General features: G+C 65.5%; 19 protein-coding genes. 8 read left to right on the top strand and 11 right to left on the bottom strand.

Features of this window, described 5'->3' with window-relative positions; genetic code table 11:
* Nucleotides 1-249: 249 nt before the first annotated feature.
* Complete coding sequence (locus tag NA12_RS28705; RefSeq protein WP_067458347.1) at nucleotides 250-762, top strand: hypothetical protein; 513 nt, start codon at nucleotides 250-252, stop codon at nucleotides 760-762.
* Between the two features lie 208 nt (nucleotides 763-970).
* Here NA12_RS28705 and NA12_RS28700 read toward each other — a convergent pair whose 3' ends face one another.
* The 3 genes from NA12_RS28700 to NA12_RS28690 all read right to left on the bottom strand — a co-directional run bounded on the left by NA12_RS28700 (nucleotide 971) and on the right by NA12_RS28690 (nucleotide 3,942).
* The gene (locus NA12_RS28700) at nucleotides 971-1,933 is read right to left on the bottom strand and encodes a pentapeptide repeat-containing protein (RefSeq protein WP_243655151.1); all 963 of its coding nucleotides are present in this window, start codon (nucleotides 1,931-1,933) and stop codon (nucleotides 971-973) included.
* Nucleotides 1,934-2,347: 414 nt separating this feature from the next.
* On the bottom strand, nucleotides 2,348-2,920 hold the full coding sequence (locus NA12_RS28695; RefSeq protein WP_067458341.1) for a hypothetical protein: 573 nt from the start codon (nucleotides 2,918-2,920) through the stop codon (nucleotides 2,348-2,350).
* A gap of 329 nt (nucleotides 2,921-3,249) precedes the next feature.
* On the bottom strand, nucleotides 3,250-3,942 hold the full coding sequence (locus NA12_RS28690; protein ID WP_067458338.1) for a hypothetical protein: 693 nt from the start codon (nucleotides 3,940-3,942) through the stop codon (nucleotides 3,250-3,252).
* A gap of 517 nt (nucleotides 3,943-4,459) precedes the next feature.
* On the opposite strand from NA12_RS28690, the gene NA12_RS28685 reads away from it, so the two are divergent.
* Entirely contained in the window at nucleotides 4,460-4,987 is a 528-nt protein-coding gene (locus NA12_RS28685; RefSeq protein ID WP_084473177.1) for a CAP family protein, read from the top strand.
* A 387-nt stretch (nucleotides 4,988-5,374) separates the two neighbouring features.
* Nucleotides 5,375-5,575, top strand: a complete 201-nt coding sequence (locus NA12_RS33930) for a hypothetical protein (RefSeq protein ID WP_132370368.1) — start codon at nucleotides 5,375-5,377, stop codon at nucleotides 5,573-5,575.
* Between the two features lie 70 nt (nucleotides 5,576-5,645).
* Here the strand turns inward: NA12_RS33930 and NA12_RS28680 are convergent, their stop codons facing one another.
* The 3 genes from NA12_RS28680 to NA12_RS28670 form a co-directional block, all read right to left on the bottom strand.
* On the bottom strand, nucleotides 5,646-6,209 hold the full coding sequence (locus NA12_RS28680) for a hypothetical protein (RefSeq protein WP_067458332.1): 564 nt from the start codon (nucleotides 6,207-6,209) through the stop codon (nucleotides 5,646-5,648).
* A 347-nt stretch (nucleotides 6,210-6,556) separates the two neighbouring features.
* On the bottom strand, nucleotides 6,557-6,760 hold the full coding sequence (locus NA12_RS28675) for a hypothetical protein (protein ID WP_067458330.1): 204 nt from the start codon (nucleotides 6,758-6,760) through the stop codon (nucleotides 6,557-6,559).
* Between the two features lie 274 nt (nucleotides 6,761-7,034).
* Nucleotides 7,035-7,226, bottom strand: coding sequence for a hypothetical protein (locus NA12_RS28670; RefSeq protein WP_067458327.1), 192 nt, complete (start codon nucleotides 7,224-7,226; stop codon nucleotides 7,035-7,037).
* A gap of 824 nt (nucleotides 7,227-8,050) precedes the next feature.
* Here NA12_RS28670 and NA12_RS33925 point away from each other — a divergent pair.
* A complete protein-coding gene (locus NA12_RS33925; protein ID WP_132370366.1) occupies nucleotides 8,051-8,233 on the top strand; it encodes a hypothetical protein in 183 nt (60 codons plus the stop codon).
* Nucleotides 8,234-8,275: 42 nt separating this feature from the next.
* On the opposite strand, the gene NA12_RS28660 is transcribed toward NA12_RS33925, so the two are convergent.
* Nucleotides 8,276-8,818 carry a hypothetical protein gene (locus NA12_RS28660; RefSeq protein ID WP_067458321.1) on the bottom strand — a complete coding sequence of 181 codons (543 nt, stop codon included), beginning with the start codon at nucleotides 8,816-8,818 and terminating at the stop codon, nucleotides 8,276-8,278.
* A gap of 194 nt (nucleotides 8,819-9,012) precedes the next feature.
* On the opposite strand from NA12_RS28660, the gene NA12_RS28655 reads away from it, so the two are divergent.
* Nucleotides 9,013-9,249: a hypothetical protein gene (locus NA12_RS28655; RefSeq protein WP_132370364.1), complete on the top strand. Its 237-nt coding sequence runs from the start codon at nucleotides 9,013-9,015 to the stop codon at nucleotides 9,247-9,249.
* Nucleotides 9,250-9,366: 117 nt separating this feature from the next.
* On the opposite strand, the gene NA12_RS33920 is transcribed toward NA12_RS28655, so the two are convergent.
* Entirely contained in the window at nucleotides 9,367-9,555 is a 189-nt protein-coding gene (locus NA12_RS33920) for a hypothetical protein (protein WP_132370362.1), read from the bottom strand.
* Nucleotides 9,556-9,784: 229 nt separating this feature from the next.
* Between NA12_RS33920 and NA12_RS28650 the strand changes: the two genes are divergently transcribed.
* From NA12_RS28650 to NA12_RS28640, 3 genes are read left to right on the top strand one after another with little or no spacing between them, the layout of a single operon-like run.
* Nucleotides 9,785-10,009: a hypothetical protein gene (locus NA12_RS28650; RefSeq protein ID WP_067458314.1), complete on the top strand. Its 225-nt coding sequence runs from the start codon at nucleotides 9,785-9,787 to the stop codon at nucleotides 10,007-10,009.
* Nucleotides 9,993-10,511, top strand: coding sequence for a DUF6879 family protein (locus tag NA12_RS28645; protein ID WP_067458311.1), 519 nt, complete (start codon nucleotides 9,993-9,995; stop codon nucleotides 10,509-10,511). Before NA12_RS28650 ends, NA12_RS28645 begins: the two co-directional genes overlap by 17 nt.
* The gene (locus NA12_RS28640; RefSeq protein WP_067458308.1) at nucleotides 10,492-11,376 is read left to right on the top strand and encodes a helix-turn-helix domain-containing protein; all 885 of its coding nucleotides are present in this window, start codon (nucleotides 10,492-10,494) and stop codon (nucleotides 11,374-11,376) included. Before NA12_RS28645 ends, NA12_RS28640 begins: the two co-directional genes overlap by 20 nt.
* Before the next feature lie 53 nt (nucleotides 11,377-11,429).
* On the opposite strand, the gene NA12_RS28635 is transcribed toward NA12_RS28640, so the two are convergent.
* The 3 genes from NA12_RS28635 to NA12_RS28625 all read right to left on the bottom strand — a co-directional run bounded on the left by NA12_RS28635 (nucleotide 11,430) and on the right by NA12_RS28625 (nucleotide 13,005).
* Nucleotides 11,430-11,915 carry a hypothetical protein gene (locus tag NA12_RS28635; RefSeq protein WP_132370360.1) on the bottom strand — a complete coding sequence of 162 codons (486 nt, stop codon included), beginning with the start codon at nucleotides 11,913-11,915 and terminating at the stop codon, nucleotides 11,430-11,432.
* Between the two features lie 167 nt (nucleotides 11,916-12,082).
* The gene (locus NA12_RS28630) at nucleotides 12,083-12,406 is read right to left on the bottom strand and encodes a hypothetical protein (RefSeq protein WP_067458302.1); all 324 of its coding nucleotides are present in this window, start codon (nucleotides 12,404-12,406) and stop codon (nucleotides 12,083-12,085) included.
* A 29-nt stretch (nucleotides 12,407-12,435) separates the two neighbouring features.
* Entirely contained in the window at nucleotides 12,436-13,005 is a 570-nt protein-coding gene (locus NA12_RS28625; RefSeq protein WP_067458299.1) for a hypothetical protein, read from the bottom strand.
* Nucleotides 13,006-13,024 lie beyond the last annotated feature (19 nt).

Below are 13,024 nucleotides of genomic sequence, written 5' to 3'. Positions count from 1 at the left end.
GATGAGGGTACGCCGGGGTCGGATGGTCGTCACTCAGTTCAAGACGAGGTGATCGACTATGCGCAGCCCGGAGTGCGCGAGTACGGAGTCGAGCACGGTGCGGTAGGTCTCCTCGTCGCGAACTTGGGCTGATCGCGCTCGGCGCCCCGGTGTCTCATCTGAGATGAGATCGCGCCACCAGCGACAGGGTGTACCGATCGGCTGCGGGACTAAACTGTATGACCGGGAGCACCGAGAGGGGCATCAGGCATGACTCAAATCTCAGGATTCGAATGCCGGATCGTCACCAGCGATGTCGATGGCGCCGGCACCAACGGCCGCGTCTATCTCGGCCTCGCAGGACGCGAATTCGGCGTCAACTCACGCTTGGACGACTTCGAACGCGGCTCCGACCTGAGCTACGTCTTCGGCCTGGCGCCCGTCAAACAACTCGACCAGGGCATCCAATGGGAAAATCGCATCCGCGCATGGGACAAGTACGTGTTCGGATCGATTGCCGAACACGGGAACGACCCGCGCGTAGGCTTCACCCTCGACACCACCAACCTGTCGCAGAGCCCGGTCTACATTCGCTTCGAGACAGCAGGCTCCAACCCCAGCTGGAATCTCGCCGACGTCTGGGTGCTCGTCTATACAGGCACCGACCGCGACTACACGCTGCAAGGCGACCATTTCACGGTCGCCGCCCTCTTCCGCAAACCGGAGGGCCTCAAAAACCTTTGGCTCGGTGACAACTACGGAAAGATGCTCTTCTTGAGATGACCGTCACGGATTGAGGCTGGCCGTCGGCCTGTGAGCTTGACTTGCATCCGTAGCCAGATCACGAGGCTCTGACAACGGCCGACGCGTATCGAGTCGATCCGACCGACGCCGAAGCCCCGGGCACGGGGCCCGCCGTGCAGGTGTCGTTCAAGTGTCGTAAAACGATCGTTTTACGAACACTCGCAACGTCCCAGCTGTGGACGCGAAGTCAGGCAGTCTCCAGTGTGGGCCCCACCGGCGTTGGAAACCCCTTCGGCCACTGGGTACTCCCACCGTGGGAAACGTCACTCAGGTTCGCGCCACCCAGCTTCGTCCCGCGCAGATCCGCCCCGATCAGTTCAGCCCCGCTCAGGTTCGCCTCGAGCAGGTACGCCCCGCTCAGATCCGCCCCCATCAGGTTCGCCCCGCTCAGGTTCGCCCCGAACAGGTGCGCCCCGCTCAGGTTCGCCCCGAACAGATCCGCCCCGCTCAGGTTCGCCTCGCGCAGGTTCGCCCGGCGCAGGTTCGCCCCGCGCAGGTTCGCCCGGCTCAGGTGCGCCTCGCGCAGGTTCGCCCCGCTCAGATCTACGGCGAGCAGGTCAAAAACAAGTTCCAGCGAACGCCATCGGCGGGACCGCTGGCCGAGCACCGCAACAATCGCCCCACGGGGCCCAGAATCTGCCGACACCCGGATAGAAGAGATAGAAGAACGGCGGGACCGCTGGCCGAGCACCGCAACAATCGCCCCACGGGGCCCAGAATCTGCCGACGCCCGGATAGGAGAACGCAAGTAGGCACACAACAGCTCGACACACACCTGCACTTCCTGCCGGTGCTGCGCAGCGGCATCAAGCTGCGCCCTTCGGGTGCCTACGCGCCGAAATCTGGCCATACGAGTGGGCTTTTGAGGCACGGCTCGGGCGAACCAGTCGTCGCCGAGAGCGCCCAGTCCGTACGCACCTGCCGTGCGGACTGCCGGATCGTCGTGGGCGAGCTGCTCGGCGCATGTGGTGTACCGCTCACGCAGTGCCTTGATCTGATCCAGCTCGTGCGTGGCAGCGAAGTGTCGGCCGGTCTGGCGGCGAGTCGCCATCACGCCGATGAAAGCGAGCAGCGCGGCCCCCAACGCCAGGACACCGGCAGCGAGAACCGAGTCGGGCTGGCTCAACCCGGTCAGATCCGAGGTGGGCATCCTCTCCGTGGTGCCCACTGTGATGGACGGCGTACTCGTAGCCGTCGGCGCCGAGCTGGGCGCGGCCGGCGGTGTCGTGCCCACCTGGGCCGTCGCCGGGCTCGCCGACACCACGATCCAAATCGCGACGACCAGCCCCCCGAGAAGTCTCATGCCGGAGATCGTGCCATCCGGACACCGCTTCAGGCCGCTGATCTATCTGCGCACGAGCACGTTTCACCGCACCTGCGCAGCTTCGGGACCATGCATGGCGACAGAACCGCGTTCGGGCCTCGGTCGTTTTCCGAACACCCGATCCGCGTCACAGAGTTCCGCGTGGTGGCACACGACCGGGTTGCGTCAGCGGCCGAGGCGGGGTCGGAGCAGAAAGTGGGCCGGTGGCCCGCAGGTGCTGAAACCCGCGGGCCGACACGATCATTGGACGGTCGGCCACTTACCAGTGTCCACGTAGGTCTTCGCTACCCACGCGGCGTCGGGGAACCGCCCGTTCTCCTTGTAGGACTGCACAGCCCAATCGTTCAGAGGGTGCGCCTCGAACAAGGCGAGGTTGCGACCGTGTTTTTTGCACTCCTCGACGATGGCGGTGTTTACCCAGTCGTTCACCTTGTCCTGGATCTGCGCCTCGGCGAGCATGGCGGCCCTGCGGGCGGCTTCGGCGCGTTCGGCTGGGGACTGTCCGATCGGCAAGTTGATGCCGTCGACGTACATGGTCTCGCCGGCGGGGTTGCGCATGATGGTCTGCACGAGCACCGTGCCGCCGTCGTGGAAGGGGCCGGGGCTGCGGTTGGAGGGCACGACCACAGACCAGCCGCTGCTGCTGTTTCCGATCTGCAATCCCGTGAGCTCGGTAATGCCGGTCCCACCCCCGCTGCCGTCGGCGACGACGACCTCCAAGGTCACCGTGACCGATTCCCTGTTCCGCGCGATCCCACTGATCTTGACCTTGTCGCCGAGCGACTCGGCCGCATTCGCCAGGACTGATCCCATTGCACACTCCTATCGGTGGACGGTGCCGAGATCCGCATCCCCCTGTGCTCAGAGCACGCACGGACGGGGTGACACGAAATCTGCGGCCGGAACTTGCTCTTCACACGCGCGGACGGTACGGCCACCGGCCGCGTACGCAACGATTCGCCGCAGCCGCCTGCTACCGCGGCGGACCAGTTCTGGGTGGGCTACCGAAACCTGTCCACAGCGGCGTCGAACCGGAATCCCCCAGCGGGAGCGCCGATCTCGAATCAGGTAGCCCGCGACCTACCTGCGCCGGCGGGGGTGCGGGCCGCGGTGGTTGCCGGGGCTGCACCCCGCCGGTGGGGTCAGGCGATACCCGCGAGGGTGCTCTTGTAGAAGGTCGTCGCGGAGCCGAACGGGTCGTCCATGCTGCTGCCGAAGCGACGGGGGACGATGTAGGCGCGGCGGCTCTCCGAGCTCTGCATGCGGATGCTGCCGGTAGTGGTCTCGTCGGAGATCCACGCGTCGCCCTTGGTGACGATGTCCATATAGAAGGCGTAGTAGGGCGTGCCGTACTGCTTCACGTAGCGCACACCCCGCATCGTCGTGTGGCCGTCGACCGACAGGTAGTAGTTGGCGCCCTTGCGCTGATGGACGTCCTTCCAGACGCCGGTGCCCTGACGCCACTGCAACGGCCAGAACAGGTGCCCCCCCATTTGGGGATCTTCCGGGTGCTCCAAGGAATGCGGGCCGCGGATGCGCCATTGCACGATGTCGGCCTTGGACACCTGGTCCTTGGGCATCGCGTCCTTGCCGTCCCACAGCCCGACCGGGTAGTACATGTCGCCTGTGCGGGGCAGCCACCACATCATGAACGGCATGTCGTACTGCAACGTCCATTGAGATTTGTTCTCGTCCATGTATCGCAGTCGCGTGGTCTGGCCGCGGTTGTCCCAGTCGGCGATGAACGCAGGGCCCGAGTCGATGCCCTCCATCTGGTCGCTGCTGGCCGTCGCCTGCCCGCCTGCGGCGATCGCGTCGTCAGGTCGTTCGTCCATGACATTGCCCCTTCCGTCGTTCGAGGCCACCGGCACACACGACACGACCGGACCACCAGTGGCGGGTCGTGTGATGTGGCGGTGACGAGGATTCTCACGCTGGGAAATTCACGGGTGCCGGCGGCGGGAAACGCAGGTACCGGGCACCTCGTCAGAACGCATGTCCCCGAACAGATCCCGGGGTACATACCCGTACCGAAGAGCTGTCAACGGGACACCGCGATCCACCGGAGAAACACCAGCAGATCCGCAGCTACCCGACAACAAGCAACAAGCAACAAGCAACAAGCAACAAGCAACAAGCAACAAGTATGACGAACCCGGCGCACGCGTACAGGCACATTCCGGTAGCGGCGACGGATTCGTCGTGTCGCCGGATCGGTGGTGGCCGACGCGCCGCGACTGAGGTGGTGTTCTTTCGCTATCCGTGGTGAAGGGGTCGCTACGCTGCGGCCCGCACACACCTGTTCGATTCGGTCGGGATCGCCCGCCACGGCGGGCCGAGAGGGGAATCGCAATGAAGAACACTCGGGCATGGGTGCCCGCGGCGGTGGTCGCGGTAGCGGTCGCCACCATCCTGGGCGGCGCGCCCGCCCACGCCGACGCTTGGTCGGATCAGTCCCTGACCGCGCACAACACCGCGCGCGCCAAGCACGGCGCCGGACCCCTGCAGTGGGCGGCCCAGCTGTACCCGAGCACCGTGCAATACGCCAACATGTGTGTGTTCGCGCACTCCAACTCCGGCGGGCAGTACGGCGAGAACCTCTACGCCACCACGAATCCGAACGCGACGGCCGCCACGGCGGTCGACTCCTGGATGGCCGAGGCCGCGCAGTACGACTACGACAACCCTGGCTTCTCCGCGGCCACCGGTCATTTCACCCAGGTCGTGTGGAAGAACACCACCCAGGTCGCGGTCGCGGTCGCCGACTGCCCCGCCGGCACCATCTTCCCGTCGACTGCGTCGAAATTCATCGTGGCCCGCTACACCCCGCCCGGCAACTATCAAGGCCAGTTCCCGCAGAACGTGGGACGACCGGTGTGACCCTGTTCAGGCCTCGACACCGCTGACCCGGTTCCGGTCGACGCGCGATCAGGAATGTCGACATCCCGATCGCGCGTCGACCCACCCACACTCGCGAGCCCAGGCGGCTCCGGATCCGAGAGACTTCATTTCCACAGGACGCTCACTGCGATGCCTGCAGCGGCGATGGCGGTCGGGAGCGAGGGGGATCTGTCGGCGAGCCACACCACCAAGCTAGCGCCGTATTCCACTGTTTTCTCCGTAAATCTCTTCATATCTCTCAACTTTGGAACGTCCCTCACAGCCGTGTAATCCTGGCTTCGACCAGCGCAGTCGGGGTGTCAGTGCAGTTCATGCGGCAGATCAAGGGAGGACACAATGGTTCGCGAGAGCAATAACGGTTCCGAGATGGCGGGACAGAAGGACGGAAGAGGTTCCTCGCCGTGGGTCAGGACCGATCGGATGCGCGGTCGCATCCTCGCGCGGACCGCCGCAGCGTTGCTCACCGCCGCTGTCCTGTGGGGGCTCGGGCAAGTGAACGACCACAGCTCTATCGAATTCGGGAAAACCGAACAGGGACACTCGGTCCAGGTGATCTGGAAGACCTAAGACTCATCGGAAGGCCGGGACTGCACAGTCCCGGCCTTCCGCTGTCTAGCCACCGAGCCGCATGGAAACGTTATCGAGGGTCAGAAGGCCGCCACTGCCGTCTCCACCGCCACCACTGCCACCCGTGCCATGCCGTCCTGAACAGCCCGTACAGGCCAAACATGATTAATCCGACGGACGTGACCGTCACGACCTTCACCGCATAGACAGGGTCGTCGCCGATCATCGGTCGAGCCCATACCACGAGCAGCACCATGGCTGCGGACGCCACCAGAAACAGCAGCCCCCCCATGGCCTCGCCAAGATGATCATTCGCAACCTTCTGGTTCGCCCGCCGCGCCTCCATCGTGAGGTGCACGTGGATTGCTGGGCCTTCTAGCGAGCGGATTCGAGCCAGCGCGTATTCGATCGAGCGGTCCAGCGATCCCCGCCCTTCGAGTTCTTCCGGCCATTCGGCGCGGGCTTTGGAGAGCTGCTCCAGGCGGTCGTACGGAGTCTTCCTGCTGTTGCGTGAGAGGAACCAGCCAGCAACGAATGCCGCCAGCAGAGTTCCCAGCCCAGCGGCGAAGGGGCCGAAGTCTTTCCATTCCACAGTCGCCGTCCCGGCGGGTTGCTGCGCGAACCATGCGATCACAGCGGTGATTCTGCCAGCGCTATCGGGGGTCAGAGGCAGGTTCTTCCACGCCCCCGGCCACACCGGAAAGGGCCGCCCTCCACCGCGGTGTAGGGCGGTTCCGCGAAAAGCGGGCCCGCGCGCCGCGGTTCACGGAAAACCCTCGCTGAGCAGCGAGATTCATCGTGGTGCAACGTGACCTGTGGACGTCGGCGAGCCGCGTTTTACTATATCCCCCCACTGTGAGCCACGTCACAGATGGTACCGTCTAGCTGGGTCGACCCCTTGACGTAGAAAAGCCCCGACTGCCTAATAGACAGCCGGGGCCGGGGTTGCTCAGCGGGAGCACTTTCTCAGGGTTCCACCCGCTACGAGCAGTTGGCGTGTACCGACTCGACAGGAATCGTCGGGTCGGTACACAGCTGCACATATGTCACCTCAGCGGGCAACAACATGGGCAGAAATACCAACGCGACGTTGAAGCCGAATCCGATCACCAGCAGCAGCAGCTGCTCGGTGAACGACAGGTTCTCGCCGTGGCCTTGCGGCCCGTTCGATGTCTCCTTGCGCATTCGCGATATCACCTCCTTCCACACTCGAACTGGGTAAGTCGCGTGGAGTCGGAGGAGGTGTAACTCGTGCTGCGCTCGGGTCTTGCCGAACATCTGGGATCTTACTGAGGCGCCCCACGGGGTTTGACCCCGCCAGCCCCGAATCGAGGGTTGTGCAAGTCCTGGACAGGCCACCGCCAGAAGACTTTTGGCGTCGGCGGGCGATTGAGCTGGGAAAACGGTGCGATCCAGCAGTTTTCCGACGAGTAGTGACGTAGTTGTCCTGGGCCATGTTCTAGACGCCGATGCTGGTGAGGTTGTCGGAGTTGCGCTGGGTGTGCAGGGCGTCGATGACGCTGCCGCGCAAGACCTGGCACGAGGGACCACCGGGCAGTGCAGACCGGTCGACGAAGGACACACCGCAGGCGCTGCGAAAGCGCGGTGCGCGAACTCGGATATCTGTCGCGCCGGCGGTGTCGGCTGCCATGCGGTCTCCTGTTCCGGGCGGGGCTCGAGGCGTAAGGCGAACCGGCGACGGATCTTCGACTCGTCGCCGGTTCGATCGAGGCCAGTCTTCGCGACGACGCCGTGGCAACTACAAAAAAGTGGCAACACTTAGATTTGGCGCATGAGCAGAGGACCAGGCGTGCGACAACGCGAGATCCTTCGGCGGCTGCGATTGGTGCGCTGCGTGCACCTGCCGGACCTGTGGCACACGTTGAGCGGCGACCTGGCCAACCCCTGGCCTAACCCCGGATACCAGGGAGGCCTCTCGGGCCGCGGCCAGAGTCTCGCCCTTTACGGGCGGGGCTCTACTCGCAGCGTCAGGGTCGCGTACAGGCGAGCCGCGTTGTCGTTGCAGCGCGCCGGACAGCTACAGGTTCGGTATGGCGAGGGCCCGGTGTCGTCAGCCATGTTCTACGTGCGGTTGCCGATGACAGGTCGGGAGGAGATCGCGGCGCGAGGGCTGCGTCGCCGCATCGCCGCCTACCGGGACGCAGACCCGAGCACCCGCCACGAGGGGCGAGACCGAGAACTCGTGAGGGAAGGCTGGGCCGAGTACGTGGGTGTCATGAAATATTTCTCAAGCTTGGGTAGATACCCGCCCTTAGAAAAAGTGCCACCCGCTGCGGCGGCGATCCTTCGACAGGGAATCTCGGGCCATCCGGTCCGCCGACACGGTCCCCAATTGCCACGCTGACCGCCGGACCCGATCTCTCGCCGACAGCGTCGCGTCGGCGAGTCAGTATCGGTCGTCGGTCTCGTCGGCCGACGCGTGGCTTACGCATCGGCGAGCCTTACCCCGGACAGTTGACCGCGTTGGTGCTGACCCAGACCGGCGACGTCCTTGCCGCGGTCGAGTGCGCTGTTGTCGTCGATGCGCGATCGCGCCCGATGACCCTGCTGCTGCCCATCACCGACGCGATCACCCCGGTATCTGATGCTGAAGAAGAACGCCTTCGGACGCTGGTACGCGAGATCGAGATCGACTGAGGCGACGGGGTGGACCGCGGATCCGGTGGCCGACATGCCTGCTTACCGGATGTCTCTGTCGATCTGGTCGAGCGCCTCGGCAACCAAGGGCAGCAGGGCCGAGCGGACGAAGTATCGCTCGATCGTGGCGTCTTGGTTGTTGTTGGTGTGCTTCTTCTCGATGAGCCATCCGGGCGGCCGCGGCTGTGAGGGCATCAACCGGAACGCATTCTGCTGTGCCGATTTCACGCCCGACAGGCTCTTCATGCCGATGAGTTCTTTGATGCGCGCGGGTGTAGCGCTGCCTCCCTCGGCGACCAGAGCCCGCAGCGTCTTCATGCCGGTATCGGGCAGCCCCTCGAGGAAGCGCTGGATCGTGGGCAGATCCCACTCGCCAACGGTCACCGGCGGGTGCGGGATCTGCTGCTCTTGCCAAAGGTCTGCCGGAAGCGGGAGGTCCGCGGGAAGTCTTTCCGCCAAGGCGATCTGGGCGGCCAGCAGACCCAGCTGCAGCCGGAACTGCGGATCGTCGAGATGCCGCCCGTCCGCGAGATGACGGAGCTGCTCGCGAGCGATAGCCAAAGCGTCGAGATCCCCCGATGTCATGACGACAGGCTAACCCCCGGTCAGGGTGCTCGCTGCGGCGTCGAGAATCCCCGACGCGAAGGTCTCTACAGGGATGGTCATGGTCGACAACCTACGCTCGCGAGCCTTGCGGGCACTGGTACGCGAGATCGAGATCGACTGCGGCGGTGTTCGTTTCGGTGCCTGTGTGCGGTGGATTGCTCGATGATCAACCGATGACCGTAACGAGCAGCCCTCTGCGCGACATCCTGCGCCGGGCGCACGCGATCAACCTCGCGCACATCCTCGGAAACGAGGACGAGGTCACGGCCTTGCTCGTCGCGCTGCACGATCGCCATGGACTCGACGGCGTCGCCACGGCGATGCGCGTCATCGAGGTCTTCGACCGGGTGGCCGCCCAAGCCGACGGCATGGACCCCAACGACGTGACTTTCGCCGTCGTGGCGAGCTGACCAGGCAGTGCATGGCTGGGCGATGGACTTTCCGCGGCTTCCGCTACCAGCGAGGTCGGATCGCCGCGACGAGCACGACCAGCGGGATCCCCACCGCGAGTAGGTACCCGAAGGTGATCATCGGCCGGTGGCCTCGGCCGCGGTCAACCAGTCGTCGACGTTGTCGAGGGTGCCGTGGCACACGACCCGGAACGGGGTGTAGAGCTCCCACCCGGTCGGCGGTTCGTCGGACCACCTGATCGCCAGCGATCGGCGCTGCGCCCGCTCGGTCAGCTCGGCGGGCACCCGGCGGGTCTTATGGCTCATCGGTCGCGGGCCTCCTCGGCGGCGGTGAAAGTGAGCGCCCACGACACCGGTGACTGCACGTCGGACCGGCGCCGCACGGCGTGGCCACAACGCTAAGAGCGGAGGCGACCGCGACGGAACAATGTTGCGAAATGTTGCGCAACATTGGCCCATTGACCCACCCGCACCCCGGCGACCAGGATGAACGAGCAGCAGAAATATCGCGCAACACCGTTGGCAGGGGGCCACCATGAGTTTTACGTTCGTCGCCAAGGATCCCGGCTCGAACCCGTCCGGATCACCGACGCTGTACAAGACCGACACCGGGTGGATCGTGCAGGGCTGGGTCGTCACCGATCCGCAGATCCTGGCCCAGATGAACATTCCCGAGGGGGAATCGTGCGTGGAGATCCCCGACCGGCTCGTCCCGTTCTTCACCCAAGAAGCCCAGGCCGCCAGTGACAGCAATCAGTGACGCCGAATTCGACCGGCTACTGACCGATTTCACCGCCAGCGCGGTGCATCTGGAGACCCGCGACGCCTACGGCACCGAGATCGAGCTGCCGTACATGGCCAAGTGGGCCGCCGGCGAACCCGACGACCTGGCGTGGCTGGGCGACTGGTGTACCAACCTGCGCGCCCACACCGCGGCCGGGCGCACGGTGCGCCGGGCCCGGGTCGTGTCCGAACCGCTCTCGGCGTATCAACGCTGGTCGCACTCGATCGCGGGCCCGATGGTCGCCGCGGGCGAGGACATCCGGTGGGTACCGCGCTCGCGCTTGGACTCGGTCGCGATCCCGGGCAACGACTTCTACCTGCTCGACGACGCGGTGGTGATCTTCTTGCACTACTCCGGCGACGGGCTGGGCACCGACAAGGTCACCTCGACCGACCCCGGTGATATCGAGCTGTGCCGCACGGCGTTCGAGACGGTGTGGCAGTGGGCAATCCGCCACCGTGACTACCAGCCCGTCTAGCTCGGCCCAGGACGGGCGTCGCGCACTCGGTCACCGCCTGCGGGAACTGCGCCGTGGTGCCGGGTTGACTATCCGCACGTTCGCCGAGGCCACCGGGCAGCACTTCACGCGGGTGTCGAAGATCGAGAACGCTCGTCAGCTGCCGACCGTGCACGACATCGGCGACTGGTGTCGGCTGGCCGGTGCGCGCGAGCAGGAACCCGACCTGGTCGCGACACTGCACGCGGTCGATTCCGCTTACACCGAGCACCGGCGCGAATCCCGCGCCGGAATGAAACGGGTCCTCGGTGCGCACACTCCGCAGCGGTATGAGGCGACCACGGTGTTCCGGATCTACGAACACAACGTCGTACCAGGGCTTTTCCAGACGCCGGAGTACGCGGCAGCGATGGTGCGGTTCTGGATCCGGTTCCTGGCCACGCCGAACGATGTCGAGGACGCGGTCGCGATCCGGATGGCGCGGCAGCGGATCGTGCAGCGCGGCGGGCGCCGGTTCGTCATCGTCCTCGAGGAGCAAGCCCTGCGGACCTGGTTCGGCTCGGCCGAGGTGCAGGCCGGCCAGCTCGGGCGCCTGCTCGAAGTGATGGCGTTGCCGCAGGTTTCGCTCGGCATCATCCCGTTGATGCGCGAACGCGGCGGCGTCGGCAGCGCGGGGTTCTGGATCTTCGACGACGACCTGGTCGCGTTGGAAACCCCGACCGCGTCCATTCAGGTGAGCCAGCCCGCCGAGATCGGTCTCTACGCGCGGATGTTCGAGGAGCTGAAACGGTCCGCGGTCTACGGCCGCGAGGCCCGTCAGTTGATCGTGACCGCCCTCGACGACCTCGACCACCGGCAAGGACCGGCGCGTGAGGTCCAGACCTGAGAAATCCGGCGCCTTGCGAATTCGACTGCGGCTATGGGTGATCGAGTGTCGCATCACTCGACGGGGAAGCGGTCGGCAAGTTCGGTACGGGCGCGGGCGCGGATGGCGAGATATTCCTCGTCGGTGAGGTCGACGGCGAACTGCATAGCGACCAGCACGTCTTCGAGGGTTTGGACCCTGGGCGCGCGTTCGCTGGCGCGGAGCAGTCGGATGAAACGCTCGAGGTGGTCCATGGCCTCGGTCTGGTCGCAGCGCCACAGCCAGGCGAAGATGCCGCCGAAGTCGTCTCCGACGTGCAGCAGTCCTCCGTCAGAGGCCCAGCTGTAGGGCGAGTGCTCGACCAGGTAGGAGAAGCAGGTGTCGAGCAGTGCCTGGCGTACTCCTGGCGGGATGTCGGCCGATACCGACATCAGGACCGCCTCAGGGCGACGGTTCGCACCCACGTACACGCGCCGGGCGGGGTTCGCGGCCACGTGCTTGATCATCTTCGTTGCCTCGGCGCGAAACTCGCTGACCGGCATCACGTTCGGGAATGTCATGTCCCCACCATAGCGCGCTTGTACATATTCTTGTACATAAATATGTACAAGTCGTAGATCGGCGCGCTCACAGGCCGAACGGCTACGGCCGGTAGGCCCTTGGCCACCTTCGGGCGCGCAGGTGGCCAAGGGCAGGGCAGAACAGGTCAATGGTCTGTTCCGCCTGCTCAGCAGTCGGGTTTGGGTTTCGGGGCGATGGCCACGGTCAGCGTGTGGTGGGGCGGCAGGACCGTGATCAGGTGTGCGGGGTGCAGGCCGAGAGTGAGTTCGCCGATGGTGCTGTCGGTGCGGATTCGCAGCAGCACGCGGGCGCCACCCTCGATCAGCGATTCGCTGATCGAGGCGAGGGGGCCGGTGATGACGGCGCTGGCGGTTCGGATGGCGATGGTTCGGTCGATATGGTTCGAGGTGAGTGAGCCGACGTGGATTTCGTAGTGATCGAGATTGGGCAACGCCCGCAGGCGGTGCGCGACCTTCTCGGCGGATGCCATCGGGAAGTCCTTCGGTGTGATTATGGTTTTCAGAACAGCTGCCAGTCGGTGGCGCTGTTCACGTGCAACTGCTCGGTGCCGTGGCGCTCCGAGCCGAGTAGTGCGTCGACTGCGGCGATGATCTTGGAATCGCTCTCGGCGTCGAGGCCATCACCGATCAGCCCCAGCGCGTACAGGCTGAGCTCGCCGGTAGGTTCGACGAGCAACGCAACCCACAGACGCGGCGAGCACGCCGGCGCCAGCAGATTCACCGCTTCGCACGTGGCTGCCCAGCTAGGGCTGGAATTGAGTTCCATGAGCTCGACGGCCGGGCGCAGGTCGTCGGGGTGAGCGGCCACGAGCGCGGGCCAGTCGACCGGTGCGAAACACGTGGCCCACTCGCCAGGGATCTCCGGCCCCCGCAGGTCGACGCCGTCGAGTGCGGCGTGCAGCCACCGCGGGACCGGGGCGTCAGCCTGCAGCCGTCCTTGGCCGTCGTCGACCTCGACCAGGCCGTGGTGCATCAGCGTGGTCAGCAGCCAGGCCGCCTCGGCGGTGTAGTCGCCGTCGGTGAGGTCTTGCAGGTCGGCGCGGGTGAGAGTGCCGATGGTGTCGATCATCTGGGTTCCTCCGGGGAGT

This window comes from Nocardia alba NBRC 108234, from assembly GCF_001612665.1.
Lineage (GTDB): Bacteria > Actinomycetota > Actinomycetes > Mycobacteriales > Mycobacteriaceae > Nocardia > Nocardia alba.
Note: the sequence above shows the minus strand (reverse complement) of the source record. Positions and strands in the feature narration are given on the sequence as shown.